Here is a 19105-nt window from a genome sequence, read left to right on the forward strand (position 1 = left end):
AAAAAACGGCTCCTCAAAGGGAGCCGTTTTGGTTAGCAAGGCTGAAGGTTAGGCCAGATCGAACAGCAGCACTTCACTTGCATCCTTGCCGGTCATGCTAATGGCATCGCCAGGCTGGAACGCAGCGGCATCACCGGTGCTGAGCTGTTCGCCATTAACCTCCACCGCGCCTTTTACTACGTGCAGCCAGGCATAGCGTGTGGCTGGGGTCACGACACTTTCGTCTGCATCAAACAAGCCGGCGTAAAGGTTAACGTCCTGGTTGAGGCTGATCGAACCTTCCCGGCCCTCTGCCGAGGCCACCAGGCGCCACTGGCCCTGCCTGTCAATTGCTGGAAACGCCTTCTGCTCGTAGCTGGGCGCAATGCCAAGCTCTTTGGGCTCAATCCAGATCTGCAAAAAGTGTAGCTCGTTCTCTTTGGAGTGGTTGAACTCGCTGTGCAGCACGCCAGTGCCCGCCGACATGCGCTGTACGTCACCTGGGCGCATGACCTCGCCGTTGCCCATGTTGTCCTTATGTTCCATTTCGCCTTCCAGCACATAGGAGATAATTTCCATATTCCGGTGCGGGTGGGCACCAAACCCATGACCGCCGGCCACACGGTCTTCGTTGATCACCCGCAGGGCGCGAAAGCCCATATGCTTAGGATCATGGTAGTTGGCAAACGAGAACGTATGGTAAGAACGCAGCCAGCCGTGGTCTGCATAGCCCCGCTCACCCGCGCGACGAATTTTCATGTTGTGCTCCCAGGTGTGTTGAAGGAATAGCTGTTGAAAGAATGAGCTTAATATACGCCTGGAATAACATCGCGTGGGGTGAAGGTTTCTGCATGATGACATCGATAAAATTAACGAATTTGTAAGCCACCAATGACCTGCGTCAATCTGGCAGGATTCAAGCATTACGCGGTTTGCGCTAGACTATGCGCGTTTATTAACCCGGTCCGCCCTTTGCGAGGGCGACTACCTGGAGCTTGTCATGTCTGCACCTACCGATACGCCGCGTATTGTCGTCGCGGCGCTGTATAAGTTTGTCACCTTGAATGACTTTGAGGCGCTGCGTGAGCCGCTGCGCCAGACCATGTTGGATAATGATGTCAAAGGCACCTTGCTGCTGGCCAAAGAAGGCATTAACGGCACTGTGGCGGGCACCCGCGAAGGCATTGATGCCCTGCTTGCCTGGCTGACTGCCGACCCGCGCCTGACCGATATCGATCATAAAGAATCGTTTTGTGACGAAACGCCGTTTTATCGCACCAAGGTCAAGCTTAAAAAAGAGATCGTGACGCTCGGCGTACCGGGCATCGACCCCAACGATACCGTGGGCACTTACGTTGAGCCGGAAAACTGGAACGACGTGATTGCTGACCCGGAAGTGCTGGTGATCGATACCCGCAATGATTACGAAGTGGCGATTGGCAGCTTCGAAGGCGCGGTTGACCCTAAAACCACTACGTTCCGCGAGTTTCCTGAGTATGTGCGCGAGCACTATGATCCGGAGAAGCACAAGAAAGTCGCCATGTTCTGCACCGGCGGCATTCGCTGTGAAAAAGCCTCCAGCTTTATGCTGAAAGAGGGTTTTGAAGAGGTTTACCACCTCAAGGGCGGCGTGCTGAACTACCTGGAAAAAGTCCCTGAAGAGAAGTCTTTGTGGCGCGGCGAGTGCTTTGTGTTTGATAACCGGGTAGCGGTGCGGCACGACCTGAGCAAAGGTGCCTATGACCAGTGCCACGCCTGCCGCATGCCGATTTCCGCCGACGACATGCAGTCGTCAGCCTATGAGCCCGGAATCAGCTGCCCGCACTGCATCGACTCTTTGCCTGAGAAAACCCGTGCTGCCGCCCGAGAGCGCCAGCGCCAGATCGAACTTGCCAAGGCACGCGGCCAGCCCCATCCGCTAGGTTACAACCATCGCGAAAAAGCCTGACGCCTAACGTAAGGCTTAATGTTAAGTAGGCGGCCACGCCCGTGGTCGCCTTTGGTCGTAAGCATCCCGTTTTGGTCGTGTGAGGCACTAGACTGAAGATTATTCAGCTTCGCTAGGGGCCTTTTATGCCTGTTTCTTCTGATACTTCATTGGCAGCCGAGCTACTGCTCCGCGATGATCAGCAGGGCGTGACCACGCTCACTCTCAATACCCCAGAGCGGTTTAACACACTTTCCGAGCAGATGCTTGGGGCGCTTCAAACGGCGTTGGCGGATCTTGCAAACGATGAGCAGGTGCGCTGTGTGGTGCTGGCAGCCAATGGTAAAGCCTTCTGTGCCGGGCACGATTTAAAGCAGATGCGCGCCAACCCTGATAAAGCTTACCACCAGGCGCTTTTTGCCCGCTGTAGCGAGGTGATGCAAGCTATCGTTCATTTCCCGGTCCCGGTGATTGCCAAGGTGCAGGGTATTGCCACCGCCGCTGGCTGCCAGTTGGTTGCCAGCTGTGATTTAGCCGTTGCCGCGCAGAGTGCCCGGTTTGCGGTGTCGGGCATTAATGTAGGCCTTTTCTGCTCGACACCGGCCGTGGCGCTGTCGCGTAATGTGCCCCGCAAGCGGGCGATGGAAATGCTCCTGACCGGCGAGTTCATAAGTGCCACCCAAGCGGCTGAATGGGGCTTAATCAATCGGGTTGTCGAAGATGCGGCACTCGACGACGCCGTTCAGGCGCTGACGGATAGTATCTGCGCCAAAAGTGCCGTGGCGGTGAGAACGGGAAAGGCCATGTTTGCACGCCAGCTGGCCATGCCGCTGGATGAGGCCTACGCATTTGCCGGGGAAACCATGGCCTGCAATATGCAAACACTTGACGCCGCAGAAGGTATTGATGCGTTTATCGGCAAGCGCCCGCCGCGTTGGCAACACCGCTAGCGCATACCCGCTATTAGTGGAATTCGTTTCCGTAAACGCGACAGCGTCATGACGGCGCGTTATCCTGTGGGTTTTGCGCCTTCAGGAGAGAGCAGGGTGAGTGAAGCCAAGCGTAGAACGGTTGGGCGTCCGGCAAACGCCGCCAAAGCGGGCGGCGGGCATAGCCAATCGCTGGTACGTGGCCTAACGCTACTGGAGTATTTGGCGGCAAGCCCTTTGGGGCTCGCCCTGTCAGATGTGGCTGAAAAAGCCGAACTGGCCCCTTCCACCACCCACCGTCTGCTCCAGGCCCTGCAAAGTCAGGGGTTTGTTACCCAGGATGACGAGCAAGGGTTATGGCGTATCGATGTCAAAACCTTCCGTATTGGCAACAGCTTCCTGGAGGCCCGCGACGTGGTGGCGACCAGCCGCCCCTTTTTGCGTCGCCTGACCGCTGAAACAGGCGAAACCGCCAACCTGGGAATTCGCGATGGTGATACGGCGGTCTTTCTGGCCCAGCACGAATCGCCCCAAATGATGCGCATGATTACCCGCCTGGGTTCGCGGGCGCCGCTGCACGCTTCTGGCGTGGGGAAGGCGCTACTGGCCTGGATGCCTGCCGACGAGCGCGCCCGCTTTCTGGATAACCGAGAGCTTGCCCGCGTTACCGAAAATACATTGTGTAGTCCCGATGCGCTGTTGTCGGAAATACAACAAATTGGTCGGCAAGGGTTTGCCTGTGATCGTGAAGAACATGCCATTGGCCTGCACTGTGTGGCCGCCTGCGTCTACGATGAACACGTCTCACCGCTGGCCGCGATTTCCGTTTCGGGCCCCATGGCGCGAATTCCCGAGTCGCGTTTGCTCGCGCTGGGAACACTGGTACGTCAGGTGGCCGATGAAATTACCGCTCAACTGGGTGGCCAGGTGCCGCGTTAATTACGGGCGCTGAGTTCCATGCTGAGTCTTTTCCTGGTGGCATTAGCAAGTGCCACGCTACTGCCCGGCGGTTCTGAGGTATGGCTTGCCAGGCTCTGGTGTCTGGGCGAGCCCGCGCTGGTTTTATGGTGTGTGGCTACTATCGGCAATACGCTGGGTAGCCTCATCAATGTCGCCATGGGCCGCTACGCGCGTCAGTTCCAGAATCGGCGCTGGTTTCCGGCATCAGCTAAAAGCCTTGCCCGGGCAGAGCGCTGGTACCACAAGCTGGGTGAGGCGAGTCTGCTGCTCTCCTGGGTGCCGATCATCGGCGACCCGTTAACGGTGCTTGCTGGCCTGTTTCGCCTGCCTTGGTGGCGTGCGTTGCTATGGATCGTGGTGGCTAAGGGCGCACGTTATGCCGTGGTACTTGGCTTGGCCCACCAGTTTTTGCTACCGCTTTGCCAGGTCTGAGCGGCACACGTTGTATGCTTTCTGCATAAAGTCATCTGCCAGGCCTTGTTCATACCCTCATGTTACCCTGTGCGCTTTATAGGCTGCCAGCAGGCCTACTCTTGCATTTCTGTTTGCATAAAGTAGGCCAACCGTTAGATTTAAGAGAGCATTTACCCAAATGGAGGTTGAGGTGTGACGCCACTACGATTACTACCTTGGTTAGGCGTCTGGTTAATGGCACTGTTTGCATTGCTTGCAACACCAGCATTGGCCCAGACAACGTTAAGCGCTGACAACGAAGGCGCTCCTCCTCCAGCAGAAGAGGGAGCGCCTTCTTACGAGGCGCTTGCTGAGCTGCTGGAAGACGAGCAATCACGACAAGCGTTGATTGACCTGCTACGCAATCAGGCGTCATCACTGCCGGCTGGTCTGGAAACGGAATTATCGCCTGAAGCCGCTGCTGCTGGCGGCAATGTATCGCCTGAGGATGTGTCCCTACCTCGCCAGCTTGCCGAGCTTACCAGCCGTGTGGTTACCGATATTGGCGGCCAGATTGAGCAGGCGGCCACTGTGGTTGGCGACCTGTTTACCGGTAGTGGCGAAAGCTCAAGCACGTTCGACTCGGCGGCATTTATCCAGGCAGCGATTAATCTGGGCATCGTGATTGGTGCCACGTTTGCACTCTTCTTTGTCCTACGGCGATTGGGTAAACCCGCCTTTGCCAAGGTAAGTAGCTGGTCGTTAAACGGCTCCGGTTTAACGCCGGTACTACGCCTTATTCTGAGTGTTGCCATTGCGGCGGTCATCGACTTTCTGATCGTGGGCCTGGCGTACGTAGGTGGCAATCTGATCGCCACCTTTGCCGTGGGCCAAACGGGCGAGCTTTCCACACGCGCATCGCTGTTTCTTAATGCTTTCCTGATTATCGAACTGTTCAAGGCGGTTATGCGGATGCTCTTTTCCTCTCATTACGAGGGGCTGCGCCTGCTGCCTATTTCTGCCCATGAAGCCTCGTATTGGAATCGCTGGCTGGCCCGGCTGATCGGTATGGTGGGGTATGGGCTGATGGTAGCCGTACCGCTGGTCAATTTCTATCTGGGGGCGTCGCTTGGGCAAGCGCTCGGTACGCTGATCATGATAATCGCCTTTGTCTATGCGGTTAGCGTAGTGCTTAAAAACCGCGTGCGCTTGCGTGGCAACATAAATGCTATCGCGGCTAATGCCACCATGACCGCAAGCCGTGTATCGCTGCAGCTGTTTGCACGTACATGGCATCTGTTTGCGCTTTTGTACTTCCTGATGGTCTTTGTACTTACGCTAATTCGCCCAGGCGATGCGCTACCCTTTGTGTTGTTTGCGACCCTTAAAACGCTCGCTGCTGTGGTGGTCGGCCTTTTGGCTTCAACGTTCTTAACCCAGACTATTGGCCGGCGCATTCAGTTATCCGATGATTTACGCCGCAAGCTGCCAATGCTTGAACATCGCCTGAATAGCTATGTGCCTAATGCGCTACGCGTGCTGAGAACAGTGATTCTGGTAGCCGTGGTCATGGTGATTCTGGATGCCTGGGGAGCCTTTAACCTAGCGGGCTGGTATGCCTCTGAGCGTGGCGCGCACCTAGTCGGCAACCTGATTAGCGTGGCGGTCATTCTAATTGTCTCGCTGGGTATATGGCTGGCGCTGGCAAGCTTGATTGAGCATAAGCTCAACCCGGAAACGGGTACTGGCGAGCCATCTGCGCGCGCCAAGACGCTGCTTAGCCTGTTCCGTAATGCCCTGGCAATTGCCATGGTGACCATTACGGGTATGATCGTTCTCTCGGAGATCGGCATCAACATCGGGCCGCTGATTGCCGGTGCCGGTGTGCTGGGTCTGGCGATTGGTTTTGGTGCCCAGAAGCTAGTGCAGGACGTAATCACTGGGGTATTCATTCAGGTCGAAAATGCCATGAATACCGGCGATGTAGTTACCGTTGGTGGTGTTACCGGTACAGCTGAGCGATTGAGCATTCGCTCTGTAGGGATTCGCGATCTCTCGGGCACCTACCATATCGTGCCGTTCTCAAGCGTGGATACCGTATCCAACTATATGCGTGAATATGGCAACCATGTGGGCGAATACGGTATTGCCTACCGTGAAAGCATCGATGACGCGATTGAGCAGCTCAAGCTGGCCTTTGAAGATCTACGGTCCAGCGAAGAGCATGGCTTCAAAATCCTTGCTGACTTGACCGTTGCTGGTGTGACGGCCCTGGCGGACAGCTCGGTGAATATCCGTGTCGTGATCAAGACGACCCCTGGCGACCAGTGGGGCGTTGGGCGTGCCTACAACCGCTTGGTGAAAATGCGCTTTGATGAAGCCGGTATCGAGATTCCATTCCCGCATACCACGCTTTACTTTGGTCAGGATAAGTCAGGTTCTGCGCCGCCTGCTAACCTTCGTGTCATGCAGCAGGCCTTCACCATTGACGGTAGCCCGGCAGGGCAGCCTAAATCGGGTGAGCTGGTGTCTGATGACTACCATGATCCGCACAAAAGCAATTCTACGCTTGAAAACCCAGAGCACCATAAACCTGATGATGAGGAGGTCTAGTCAGCAGGGCAATGCTATCGTGCTATAAGCCAACACGGGCCGCCTTCGGGCGGCCCGTGTTGTTTCTATTCGATACTTTGAGGAGAGTAATTCTCCGAGTGTCGGCCTTCCAAATAGGTGGATTCACCGCCATCCACAAATAATACCTGACCAGTAACAAAGTCGTTACCTAGCAGGTAATGCAATGCGTGGACCAAATGGTCGGGCGCTCCTTGCCGGTTAAGTGGAATGCCCTCCAAGCGCCAGGTGAGATACTCATGGGAGCGTATAGATGCAGGTAGTATCACGCCAGGCGCGATGCCGTTGACCCGGATATGTGGGGCAAACTCGAGTGCCGCCATTCGCGTCATGTCCGCCAGCCCTTTTTTAGACAGCAAATAGGCTGCATAAGGGTACTGATGATAGGCCACTTTATTGTCGATGATATTAATGACGCAGCCTTTATCGACTATCTTCGCAAAATGCTGGGTTAATAGCAGTGGGGTGAACAGGTTGACCCTAAACTGCGTTTCCAGCATGGCTAGATTAGTGTCTGCGATAGGCGCTGCCTGATAAGTTGAGGCGCTGTTAAGCAATACGTTTAAGTTAGGAAATCGTTCTTTTGCAGTATGAATCAGCGTATCAAGGGGGTCACGTATGAAGTTACAAGGTAATATTTCACACTCGCGTCCTTTTTCGCGAATACCATCTGCCACTTCTTCGGCTTCTTCTCGCGAGCTATTAACGTGTAAGGCAATGTCATACCCTGCATCCGCTAACGCTTCAGAAAAGTGGCGTCCCAAGCGGGTGGCGCCCCCTGTCACTAAGGCTGCTTTGTTACTCATTAGATGTCCCTGTATTTAAAGTTATGCAGCGGCTTCGTACATCTTGCGTTTATTATTAGCCGATTTATTGCTTGCACACTAAGAGCGTAGCGCTAGTCTGAGAGTTGGTCACTAGTAGACCTTAAGAATGTTTCGGCCATCTCGGATGGGGTTATCACTATGCCAACAACGGCGTTAAGGGCAGGACAGAATACGGCGCTACATGAATGTCTGATCTCGATAGGCTCGAATATTGAGCCAGAGCTTCACTTTGCTCAGGCGTTCTCCCTTCTAGGCTATGAATGTGAGTTGGTGGCTTACTCCAAAGCGATCTATACGCCGCCTGTGGGGTTTCTAAATCAGCCTGATTTTTTAAATGCGGCACTTCTGGTACGAACACCGCTTGCCCATGACGCGTTTCGTGCCTACCTGAAAGCAGTGGAAAATCGCCTGGGCCGGGTACGTGGACCGAACAAGTCAGGTCCCCGCACCATGGATCTGGATATCGTGGCATGGAATGGCGAACTGATGGATCAAAGCTACTTTGAGCACGACTATGTTCGTCTTCCCGTCGATGAAGTGTTGGCCGTGACCGGACGCTCTTTGGTTGAGCGAAAGAATTAAGTTTTTTCCTGCTGGGCCGATAATACCCGTACGGTCATTTCACTTAACCCTGCCAGCAGGTTGCCCGACATGAGGGTATGGATTGTTTAGCCTAAACACCAATGTTACCTCGCTACTGGTGCAGAACAATCTGCGTACCAGCCAGCAGGCCATACAGACCTCCATGCAGCGCCTATCGTCTGGCTTGCGTATCAATAGCGCCAAGGACGACCCGGCCGGGCAGGCGATCGCCAATCGCATGGGCGCCCAGATTCGAGGGATGAATCAGGCTATCCGAAATACCAATGACGGGATTTCGCTGGTGCAGACCGCCGAAGGCTCGCTAAACCAGATTAACGACAACCTGCAGCGAATTCGTGAACTGAGCGTTCAGGCATCCAACGGGACTTATTCGGCAAAAGATCTAGAGTCGATCCAAAATGAGGTCGACGAGCGGCTGGACGAGATTGACCGCATCGCCGGGCAGAGCAACTTCAATGGCATTAATCTACTCGGCGAGGCACGTAGCCTCAATATTCAAGTAGGCGCCGATGCAGGCGATACCATCAGTGTCCGCATGGTCGCCATGGACCGTGTGGCGCTGGGCCTTGACGGCTTTAACGTGCTGAAAGACAGCGCTACGGAAAACCCTATGGAGAGGCTGGATAATTCCATCAGGCAGCTAGATCAGCAGCGCAGCTATTTCGGCGCGGTACAAAACCGTTTCGAAAGTGTGATCGACGGGCTCAATAACAGTATCGTCAACCTTTCCGCTGCCCAGTCGCGCATTCAGGATACCGATTACGCAAAAGAGGTCTCCAATCTGATCCGAGCGCAAATTCTCCAGCAGGCGGGTATGTCAATACTTGCCCAGGCCAACCAGCAGCCGCAGATGATCTTGCGTCTGCTCGAAGGTCTGTAGTCCCGCAGTAAGTGCATCTATTCCTTTTTTGCCGATTTTATCCACTCCTGTTCGATCATTAAGTACCTGATACGCTATTCATTCCAATATGGCATGTATTAGGCGTTTTTTTTCGTTTGTGATCTATGCTGAGAGTTTGCTTTGATAATGCCATTCAACCCTGAATGACAGGAGAAGCAACGGCGATGGATCTTCCCCATGTAAGTGCTGCATTGGGCGTTATACACCCGATTTGTGTTGCCCGCGGGCGTAATGCCGAGGTTTGGGATGAAACAGGCCAGCGCTATATCGATTTTATTGGTGGTATTGGTGTACTTAACCTTGGACATAGCCATCCGGTAGTAGTTGAAGCCGTTAAAACTCAGGTAGAAACCTTAATGCACTCTGCGTTTAACGCAGTGCCTCATCGCGGCTATTTAGCGGTAGTGGAAGCGTTAAATCAGTTTGTACCGGTTTCTTATCCGCTTTCTTGCATGCTGACCAATAGCGGCGCAGAAGCTACCGAAAATGCACTGAAAGTTGCCCGCGGTGTTACAGGACGTCAGGCGGTGATTGCGTTTGATGATGCTTTTCATGGTCGTACGCTGGCGGCCTTGAACTTAAACGGCAAGGTCAAACCGTATAAATCGGGTCTTGGCGCCTTACCTGGCCCGGTTTACCACCTGCCTTTCCCAAGCCGCGACAGCGGTGTAACAGCCGAGCAGTCGCTGGCCGCTCTGGAGCGTTTGTTTGAAGTTGAAATACCTGCCGATGAAGTAGCGTGCATGATTGTTGAGCCCATTCAGGGCGAGGGTGGCTTTCGTTTATTGTGCCCACAGTTTGCCAAGGCAATGCGCGATATTTGTAACCAACACAACATTGTATTGATTTACGACGAAATCCAGTCTGGGTTTGGACGTAGCGGCAAGCGATTTGGCTTTACGCATTTGGGCGTGGAGCCCGACCTTTTATTGATGGGTAAAAGTATTGCTTCGGGACTACCACTTGCTGCGTTAGCGGGGCGGGCAGAACTGATGGACGCGTTACCTAAAGGTGCGCTTGGAGGAACATACTCCGGTAATGCAGTGGCCTGCGCGGCGGCACTTGCCGTAATGAATGTGATGCAGAAAGACACCCTTGAAAACTGGGGCTCACGTCAGGAATCGCTGATTGTTGAAGCTTATGAGGCATGGCAATCGAGCGGTCGCTTTCCTATGCTGGGGGCGATAACCGGTGTTGGCTCTATGCGGGGTATCGTCTTTAACGATACGCAAAACGCTACAGGGGCTGAGCATTTGACAGCGCTTTTAAATGCCGGACGTAAGGCCGGTATTCTACTAATGCCCAGCGGACGTAAGCGCAATATTCTGCGTCTACTGCCACCGTTGACCGCTGAACCAGAGATATTGAAAGAAGGTTTAAGCCTTATTGAGCAAGCGCTGGAGACGTTAAGCGCATGATCGCAAGAGAGGCCGGAGAGCAAGTTAGCGCTTTATATACGCGGTTTCTAACAGCCCTTAAAACATGCGGCTTCGATGGCGAAATTGCCTCCGGTTACGCACAGCGCACGGTGCTGGCTACCGATAACTCGATTTACCAGCGACTGCCCCAGGCAGCTGTGTTTCCCCGCCACGCTGAAGACTTGGAACGCCTGACCAAGCTGGCTGCTGAAATGCCCTACCGCGAAGTGGTGCTGACACCCCGCGGCGGCGGTACTGGTACTAACGGCCAGTCGCTGACCGACGGCATCGTGGTGGATGTTTCACGCCACATGAACCAGATCCTGGACATCGATGTGGAAAACCGCCGGGTGCGTGTTCAAGCGGGCGTGGTCAAGGATCAGTTAAACGCCGCGCTGAAGCCTTATGGGCTGTTCTTTGCTCCGGAGCTCTCGACCTCCAATCGGGCTACCATCGGCGGCATGATCTCCACCGATGCCAGTGGTCAGGGCAGTTGCACGTATGGCAAAACCCGCGATCACGTTCTTGAGCTTGATACCGTGCTGCTGGGGGGGCAGCATTTGCATAGCCGGGCGCTGAGCGTAGAGGATGAGCAGCAGGCGCAGCAGCAAAAGGGCGCGCTTGGCAAGGTGCATCGCACCGCGGCGGCGATCATTGATCAGCAGAGGGACTTGATCGAGGCGACGTTCCCACCGTTAAACCGCTGCTTGACCGGCTTTGATCTGGCTCACCTGCGTGACGAGGCGGGCCAGCTTAACCTCAATAGCCTATTGTGCGGCTCGGAAGGCTCGCTGGGCTTTTTAAGCGAAGCCGTGCTCAACGTGTTGCCGATCCCCAAGCACGCCACGCTGGTGAACGTGCGCTACACAAGCTTTATGGACGCGCTGCACGATGCCAAGGCGCTCATGGGCAGCGCCCGCCCTACGTCAATCGAGACCATCGACGATACGGTACTGGCGCTTGCCATGGCGGATTTAGTCTGGGACGGCGTGGCTGAGTTTTTCCCGGAAAGCGATACCCCTATTCGCGGTATCAACCTGATTGAATTCAACGGCGACGACCCCGAAACGCTGGCCGCGCAGGTCGACGCGTTTACCACGCACCTGCGCCAGGACGCTACCGTCGAACGCCTGGGTTACACCCTGGCTGAAGGCCGTGAGCAGATCAATGCCGTCTACGCCATGCGCAAACGCTCAGTGGGGTTGCTCGGTAACGTACAGGGCGAAAAGCGACCGTTGCCGTTCGTGGAAGATACTGCCGTACCGCCGGAACATCTGGCCGACTATATCGCCGAATTTCGCGCCGCGCTGGATGCCCGCGGGCTCGCCTACGGCATGTTCGGTCATGTGGATGCCGGCGTGCTTCACGTACGCCCGGCGCTGGACATGAAAGACCCCGCCCAGGAGGCGCAGGTTCGGGAAATATCCGATGAGGTAGCCGCGCTTACCCAGAAATACGGCGGCCTGTTGTGGGGCGAACACGGCAAGGGCGTACGCTCTGAGTACGCGCCCCGGTTCTTTGGTGAACTCTACCCCAGCCTGCAACGGGTCAAGGCCGCTTTCGACCCGTATAACCAGCTCAACCCTGGCAAGATCGCCTCGCCTTCTGAGGACCCGGCGCTCATCGCCCGGACCAGCGACCCCGCCCTGCTCACCGTGGACAGCGTCACCACCCGCGGCCAGCTGGACCGCACCATCGACGAGCGCGCTTGGCAGGCCTACGACGCGGCGGTCTACTGTAACGGCAACGGCGCCTGCTACAACTATGATCTTGATGACCCCATGTGTCCGTCTTGGAAAGCCACCCGAGACCGGCGCCACTCGCCCAAGGGGCGCGCCAGCCTGATCCGTGAGTGGCTGCGCCTGCAGTCCCAAGCAGGGATCGACGTAGTGGAAGAGTCACGCCAGAGAAAGCACGAGGGTAGCGGCGCGGCACTACTGCACTTTCCCAAGCGCCTGGCCAACACACTCAGCCGCCAGCGCCACCATGACTACTCCCACGAGGTATATGATGCTATGGCGGGCTGTTTGGCGTGCAAATCCTGCGCCGGGCAGTGCCCCATCAAGGTCAATGTGCCGCAGTTTCGTTCCCAGTTTCTGGAGGTCTACCACGGCCGTTACCTGCGCCCGCTGCGCGACTACCTGATTGGCAATACCGAACGGGTGCTACCCACGCTTGCTCGAATCGCCCCATTGTATAACGCACTGATCGGCCAGCGCTGGGTGGAAACGCTGATGCGCAATGGCCTGGGCATGAGCGACTCCCCCAAACTCTCGCGTGCCAGCGTGAAAAAGCAGCTGCGCGCCTGGGGCGTGGCCGAGGCCACGCCGACCTCACTTGCCCTGCTGACCGAACAACAGCGCGCCCATAGCGTGATTCTTGTACAGGATGCCTTCACCACCCACTTTGAAGCCAAACTGGTCATGGACGTGGTGGAGTTGCTCACACGGCTCAATCTGCACGTCTTCGTGATGCCCTATAGCGCCAACGGCAAACCGCTTCACGTGCAGGGCTTTTTGGGAGCATTTGCGCGCACGGCAGTTAAACAAGCTCGGCGGCTGCGGGCGCTTCAGGAGTTTGACGTGCCTATGGTAGGGATCGACCCAGCCATGACGCTGACCTATCGCCAGGAGTACGTTAAAACGCTGGGCGCAGGCCAAGTGCCCGAGGTGCTAATGCTGCAGGAGTGGCTGGCCACGCGCCTCACCACTCTGCCGCTTGGCTCGCTCAGACTAGCCGACCCAATCTTCAAACTGCTTTCTCACTGCACGGAAAAAACCAACGTACCAAGTAGCGCCAAGGCGTGGCAGCAGGTGTTTGAGGCCTTTGGTCTAACGCTTGAACTGGTGAATGCTGGTTGTTGCGGGATGTCTGGCACGTATGGTCACGAAACCCGTAATGTCGAGACATCGCGTGTCATTTACGCTCAATCCTGGCAGGCCCAGGTTGAGGCCGAGAAGAACGCGAGCACGCTGCTGGCTACCGGATATTCGTGCCGCAGCCAGGTGAAGCGGTTTTCAAATCAGATTTTGCAGCACCCCCTTCAGGCGCTATTGGTACAACTGAAGTCAACCTCTCCTTTTCATCTTAACAATACACATAGAGAGCCTTGAAATGACCCATACCACGTTTCTAGCCACCAATGATGTACGTGATCGTTTTTCCAAGGCCATGTCGGCCATGTACCAGGCAGAAGTGCCCCAGTACGGCACGCTGCTGGAACTGGTCGAACAGGTTAATCAGGAAACACTCAATCAGCAGCCTGAACTGCACCGCCGTCTGGAAGCCCAGGGCGAGCTGGCACGTTTAAGCGTAGAGCGCCATGGGGCAATCCGGGTTGGGTCGGCGGGTGAACTATCCATGTTGAGGCGGCTATTTGCTGTCATGGGAATGTATCCTGTGGGCTATTACGATCTTTCAGAAGCGGGCGTTCCGGTACACTCCACGGCGTTTCGCCCTATCGAAGATGATGCACTGGCGTGCAACCCTTTCCGCGTATTTACTTCTTTGCTGCGCCTGGAGCTGATTGAAAGTGAGACGCTGCGTCAGCGTGCCGAAGAAATTCTGGCGAAGCGGGATATTTTCACGCCCAAGGCGCGAAAGCTTATTGAGCGCTTTGAAATTCAAGGCGGGTTAACCCCAGAAGAGGCCGACCAGTTTGTTAAAGAGGCCTTGGAAACTTTCCGCTGGCACCAGGATGCTACCGTCGATCTGGAGACTTATCAGGCGCTCCATGATGAACACCGTCTGATCGCAGATGTTGTGTGCTTCCGTGGCCCTCATATCAACCACTTAACGCCGCGTACGCTGGATATCGACGAAGTTCAGCGCCGTATGCCAAGCGTAGGCATGAATCCCAAAGCGGTCATAGAAGGCCCGCCACGCCGTAAATGTCCCATTTTGCTGCGCCAAACCAGTTTCAAGGCTCTGGAAGAATCGATTCGCTTTGCTGGGGACGCTCAAGGTACGCATACCGCCCGTTTTGGTGAAATTGAGCAGCGGGGCATGGCGCTCACGCCGAAGGGGCGAGCACTTTACGATCAGTTGCTAAATGAAGGCCGTAAACAAACGGCAGGCCTGGATAACGACGCTCACCAGACGGTTATGGATAAGGTATTTGCCGCACTGCCCGATAGTGATGACGCTATGCGTCGCGAGGGGCTAGCCTACTTCCACTATCACCTCACGGATGCTGGGAAAAATGCGGCGAGCAGTAGCAGTGCCGATATGGACGCCCTGATTGAAAAAGGGCTGGTTGAAGCGCAGCCGATTACCTACGAAGACTTTTTACCGGTCAGTGCGGCGGGTATCTTCCAGTCAAACCTGGGTGGGGGCGAGAACGAAGCCTATGCCGGCAACGCCAACCGTGAAGCATTTGAAGAGGCGTTAGGTGCTCCGGTAACCGACGAGCTTGCCTTGTATGCCGAGCGCGAACAGGCTTCTAAACAGCGTGTGTTGGCAGCGCTGGCAGGTTAACCGATCTTTTTTCAACACGGTTAGTTGCATATTCAGGCTGCCCGCCAGGGCAGCCTGAATTGTTTATAGATGGCCTACAGTACCTGAGGCAGCAGTAGCACTTGCTATTATATGCTCCACAAACCGGCGCACTTTGCCAAGCTCACCCAAGTGTTCAGGGTAGACAAGATAGTACGCACTCTCGCTGTGTAGCCGATGGGGCCAAGCTAGCGTAAGTCGTTCGGCAGCCAGTTCTTCGTCTACCGTGAAATGAGGCACCAGCGCCACGCCCCCTCCTGCCATGGCAGTGCGTACCAGCATAGGGAAGGTTTCAAACCGGGTGCCGTGATAGCTACGGTCGGTAGTGATTCCTTGGCCTGCAAACCAGTGGTGCCAAGCATCTGGGCGTGTTGAGAGATGTAGTAGCGGCAACTGGGCCAAGTCACTTGCTGTCTCAACTGGGTGATTGTCTAGTAGTGAGGGAGCTGTCACCGCGACCATCTCTTCGTCCACCAGCTTATGGCAGGCAAGGTTGGGCCAACTGCCGTGACCGTAAAACAGCGCGATGTCGATATCCTGCTGTTCAAGATCAAAATCTTCCACTCGATCATGAAACTCCAGGCTAATACCTGGGTTCGCCGCCAAAAAAGCCGGCAACTTGTCTGCCAGCCAGCGACTACCAAAGCTTGGTAGTGTCGCCACTTTAAGCACTTCGCTATTGCCGCTATAGGTCATTATGGTCTGAGTCGACATCTCAATCTGAGCGAGCACTTTACGAACGTCGCTAAGAAAGATGGCGCCCTCAGGTGTTAATAATAAACTGCGCCGTACTCGGCGAAATAGCTTGTGGTGGAGGATCGACTCCAGATGGGCGACTTGCTTGCTTACCGCACTCTGGGTCAGGCTCAGCTCATCGGCAGCCCGGGTAAAACTCATATGGCGAGCTGCTGCTTCAAAACACTGCATGGCGGCGGTTGAAGGAAGGTTGCGTGATGCCAAACGGTGAGCTCCTGATAACCTGTGAACCGTCCCGGTGGCTAGGCACCGGGACGATGTAAGGGGTTGATCATAGCTCATGAAGCGAGTGGCTTCGCGTCTTGGAAAGTATCCGCACGGCGCGACTGCCACCAACCCACTGCTATCATGGCTAATAAGCCCAGCCCGCTGGTAAGGAGTTCGGGCACAACCATGGCAAGCCCCGCTGCCAAGAGTACCAGGCGCTCCCAGAAGCGGGAATCACGTACAAAGTAACCCAGCAGTGCACTGCTTACACCCATGATCCCTAACAGTGAGAAGGCCAGTGCGCTAATCAAGCCAAGCGGCGTGGGGTCGACCATCACCAGCATCGGGTTATAGATAAACGCATAGGGAATAATAAAGGCCCCAATGGCTAGCTTAACGGCCGTAAAGCCGGTTTTCATTGGGTTAGCCTGGGCAATGCCCGCGCCTGCAAAGGCGGCCAAGCAAACGGGGGGCGTGATATCCGCGATGATGCCGAAATAGAACACAAACAGGTGCACCGCCATGGGCGGCAGGCCAAATTCATTGATCAGGGCTGGCGCTGCAATGGTTGCAGTGACTACATAGTTGGCCGTAGTAGGCAGTCCCATACCCAGTACAATACATGCCACCATGGTGAAGATAAGCGCGAGTATCAACACACCGTCTGCCAGACTGATGATACCGGCGGCGAATTTTGCCCCCATACCGGTCATACCCACCACACCTGCAATTATGCCTGCACAGGCCACGGCGGCAATGACGGGCAGGGCCACTCGCGCGCCTTGTTCAAAGATTTCCAGTATGCCCCTTAACGATGGGCGCGTTTCTTTACGCACCAAGCTCACGGCAAAAGCGCAGGCAATACCCAGCAAAGCGGCGCGTTGTGCCGTAAACCCAACGCTGATCGTGGTCACGATGACCAGCAGTGGCAACAGCATGTAGCCTTTTTCCAGCAACAGCTTACGTTTGCTGGGTAGCTGGTCTTTAGGAAGACCCAAAATGCGGTGGCGCTTGGCTTCAAAGTGAACGCCAATAAAAATGCCCGTGAAATAGAGAATCGCAGGAATCAGCGCTGCGAACATGATCTCCCGATAAGAGACACCCACATATTCCACCATGATAAACGCAGCCGCGCCCATTAACGGCGGCATGATCTGTCCGCCAGTTGAGGCTGAGGCTTCAACTGCGCCGGCCACTTCGGGCTTGAAACGCGCATTTTTCATCATGGGGATAGTGAACGAGCCCGAGGCCACGGTATTACCAATAGAGCTGCCCGAAATCATTCCCTGCAGCGAGCTTGCCATGACCGCTGCTTTACCGGCACCACCGGTAAAGCGTCCGGTTACTGCGAAAGCTAAATCATTAAAGAAGCGGCCAACGCCGGTGTGCATTAAAACAACACCGAAGAATAAGAACAGGAAAATAAAGCGCGCGGATATTTGCAGAGGCGTACCAAACACGCCGCTTTCCCTGAACCATAGGTAGGGCGAAACCTGCTCAAGTGAGAACCCCGGATGGGAGAGCAGGGGGCTGGGGATAAGGTTGCCAAACAGAGCATACAAAATTGCCAGCGCGGCCATCACGACAATAGGCATGCCGACTGTACGGCGGGTGGCTTCGAGAACAAACAATACCCCAAGCACGGCAATGGCCAGATCAATTGTCGAGTAACCCGTGATGCGTGCACGCAGGACCTCTTCATAAAAGAGAATCTTGTAGTAGGCGGTGAACGTTGCAGTAAAAGCTAGCACGATGTCGTACCAGGGAACGCCTTGGCGAGGGCCAGTACCCCGTGTGGCAGGAAAGAGGATAAAGATCATTCCTAGCGCCATGCCGAGATGCACTGCACCTTGCTGCTGTGAGGGAAGCGTGCCGAAGTAAGCTGTATAAAGATGGAAGCAGGTAAGCGAGACGCCCATCAACGTAACCAGCCACGCCCACTTACCTAACTGTAACGGCGAGCGTATCTGGGACTCACGGTCGTATTTCTCTAAGAGAGATGCTTCGTCAGGCGTTTTTTTTTATCCACGATTAAACCTCATGCGGATGGCGCCGCCAGCTTAAGCTGGCGGCGGTAAGGGAAATTAGTCAGCAAGGTCGCCTAAGCTTTCAATGTTGGAACGCTCGCGGGTGACCACCTGGATGACTTCGGGATAGATGTGGCCGATAAAGGCGACATTACCGATAGCACCACCGTCGAACTCGCCACGGCCTTCAACTGCATCTTGAGCGGGCGCGTGAACAGTCATACCCAGGTCCATACTATTGTCACGGATACTTACCAGGTTCTCGATAGAGGCGCCGGTTTCGATGTTGGTAAAGTTCTGACCATCCAGATAACGGTTCCAAATGGTGGCCATCTCGCCACCCAGCGGGTAGTACGTACCGCCCTGGCTACCGGTACCCAGGATAAACTCACTCTTGGGTTCGACATTACCAAGCTCGGCCACCGGGTTGTTGACGGTCAGACCCTGCTCTTCGTAATAGCGCTTGGCGCCTGGGTGGATAGGCAAGCCTTCTGAGCCATTCAAAGCATTTTCCAGCGTCATGAATGCCGATTGAGCGTGGGTATTCTCTTCGGCATGTTCGTGCATCAGGCGCGCCAGTTCATAACCCAGCTCGTCATCAATGGTTTGCGTGTTACCCACCAAAATGGCATAGGCAGTGATTGTTTCGACATCCTCTTCCTGGAAATCGTAACTATTGGCCGGAATCGTAAAGCGCTTATAGGCACTATTGGCTTCAATATAATCAATTGCGTCATCGCTTAGGCCTATTAAGCGGACATCGCCACTAGAGGCTTGCAGGTTTTCGATACTGCCTGAGGGCAACCCAAGGATGCCGATTGAAATATCGATATTGCCATCCTGTACCCCATCAAGTGCGGCACCAAAACCTTCCTGGTACGTATTGTACTTGTCGCTCTTGATGCCGTAAGCATCAAACAGCAGTTGGGAGACGCTTTGCGTCGTACTGGCCGGAGGCCCAATAGCAATATTGGGCTTGCTTTCGCTACTGCATCCAGCGAGTAGAAGACCGGCGCTTAGGCCACAGAAGGTCTTGGACAGGGAAGGCTTCAT

The 19105-nt window shown here is 55.2% G+C and carries 15 protein-coding genes; 10 read left to right on the forward strand and 5 right to left on the reverse strand.

Going from position 1 to position 19105, the window contains the following annotated elements; all coding sequences use genetic code 11:
* Window positions 1–48 precede the first annotated feature (48 nt).
* On the reverse strand, window positions 49–738 hold the full coding sequence (locus tag ELY38_RS12010) for a pirin family protein (protein WP_127062515.1): 690 nt from the start codon (window positions 736–738) through the stop codon (window positions 49–51).
* A 241-nt stretch (window positions 739–979) separates the two neighbouring features.
* Here ELY38_RS12010 and trhO point away from each other — a divergent pair, with 241 nt between their 5' ends.
* From trhO to ybiO, 5 genes are all read left to right on the forward strand, one after another.
* Window positions 980–1927, forward strand: a complete 948-nt coding sequence (gene trhO, locus ELY38_RS12015) for an oxygen-dependent tRNA uridine(34) hydroxylase TrhO (RefSeq protein WP_127062516.1) — start codon at window positions 980–982, stop codon at window positions 1925–1927.
* 125 nt (window positions 1928–2052) lie between these two features.
* On the forward strand, window positions 2053–2856 hold the full coding sequence (locus ELY38_RS12020) for an enoyl-CoA hydratase (protein WP_127062517.1): 804 nt from the start codon (window positions 2053–2055) through the stop codon (window positions 2854–2856).
* A 96-nt stretch (window positions 2857–2952) separates the two neighbouring features.
* Window positions 2953–3774: an IclR family transcriptional regulator gene (locus ELY38_RS12025; RefSeq protein WP_126952272.1), complete on the forward strand. Its 822-nt coding sequence runs from the start codon at window positions 2953–2955 to the stop codon at window positions 3772–3774.
* Between the two features lie 18 nt (window positions 3775–3792).
* Entirely contained in the window at window positions 3793–4227 is a 435-nt protein-coding gene (locus tag ELY38_RS12030) for a YqaA family protein (protein ID WP_127062518.1), read from the forward strand.
* A gap of 174 nt (window positions 4228–4401) precedes the next feature.
* Complete coding sequence (gene ybiO, locus ELY38_RS12035) at window positions 4402–6801, forward strand: mechanosensitive channel protein (protein WP_127062519.1); 2400 nt, start codon at window positions 4402–4404, stop codon at window positions 6799–6801.
* Between the two features lie 65 nt (window positions 6802–6866).
* Here the strand turns inward: ybiO and ELY38_RS12040 are convergent, their stop codons facing one another.
* On the reverse strand, window positions 6867–7625 hold the full coding sequence (locus ELY38_RS12040) for an SDR family oxidoreductase (protein WP_127062520.1): 759 nt from the start codon (window positions 7623–7625) through the stop codon (window positions 6867–6869).
* Window positions 7626–7784: 159 nt separating this feature from the next.
* Between ELY38_RS12040 and folK the strand changes: the two genes are divergently transcribed.
* From folK to hglS, 5 genes are all read left to right on the forward strand, one after another.
* On the forward strand, window positions 7785–8228 hold the full coding sequence (gene folK, locus ELY38_RS12045) for a 2-amino-4-hydroxy-6-hydroxymethyldihydropteridine diphosphokinase (RefSeq protein ID WP_127062521.1): 444 nt from the start codon (window positions 7785–7787) through the stop codon (window positions 8226–8228).
* A gap of 82 nt (window positions 8229–8310) precedes the next feature.
* Window positions 8311–9129: a flagellin N-terminal helical domain-containing protein gene (locus ELY38_RS12050; RefSeq protein WP_127062522.1), complete on the forward strand. Its 819-nt coding sequence runs from the start codon at window positions 8311–8313 to the stop codon at window positions 9127–9129.
* 185 nt (window positions 9130–9314) lie between these two features.
* On the forward strand, window positions 9315–10568 hold the full coding sequence (locus ELY38_RS12055; protein WP_127062523.1) for a 2-aminoadipate transaminase: 1254 nt from the start codon (window positions 9315–9317) through the stop codon (window positions 10566–10568).
* On the forward strand, window positions 10565–13681 hold the full coding sequence (ydiJ, locus tag ELY38_RS12060; protein ID WP_127062524.1) for a D-2-hydroxyglutarate dehydrogenase YdiJ: 3117 nt from the start codon (window positions 10565–10567) through the stop codon (window positions 13679–13681). The genes ELY38_RS12055 and ydiJ overlap by 4 nt, the downstream gene beginning before the upstream one ends.
* Before the next feature lies 1 nt (window position 13682).
* A complete protein-coding gene (gene hglS, locus ELY38_RS12065; protein WP_127062525.1) occupies window positions 13683–15044 on the forward strand; it encodes a 2-oxoadipate dioxygenase/decarboxylase HglS in 1362 nt (453 codons plus the stop codon).
* Window positions 15045–15107: 63 nt separating this feature from the next.
* Here hglS and ELY38_RS12070 read toward each other — a convergent pair whose 3' ends face one another.
* The 3 genes from ELY38_RS12070 to ELY38_RS12080 all read right to left on the reverse strand — a co-directional run bounded on the left by ELY38_RS12070 (window position 15108) and on the right by ELY38_RS12080 (window position 19105).
* Window positions 15108–16022: a LysR substrate-binding domain-containing protein gene (locus ELY38_RS12070; RefSeq protein WP_127062526.1), complete on the reverse strand. Its 915-nt coding sequence runs from the start codon at window positions 16020–16022 to the stop codon at window positions 15108–15110.
* A 74-nt stretch (window positions 16023–16096) separates the two neighbouring features.
* Window positions 16097–17992 carry a TRAP transporter permease gene (locus ELY38_RS12075; protein ID WP_127062527.1) on the reverse strand — a complete coding sequence of 632 codons (1896 nt, stop codon included), beginning with the start codon at window positions 17990–17992 and terminating at the stop codon, window positions 16097–16099.
* 117 nt (window positions 17993–18109) lie between these two features.
* Complete coding sequence (locus tag ELY38_RS12080) at window positions 18110–19105, reverse strand: TAXI family TRAP transporter solute-binding subunit (protein ID WP_127062528.1); 996 nt, start codon at window positions 19103–19105, stop codon at window positions 18110–18112.

Source organism: Vreelandella nanhaiensis (assembly GCF_003990185.1).
Lineage (GTDB): Bacteria > Pseudomonadota > Gammaproteobacteria > Pseudomonadales > Halomonadaceae > Vreelandella > Vreelandella nanhaiensis.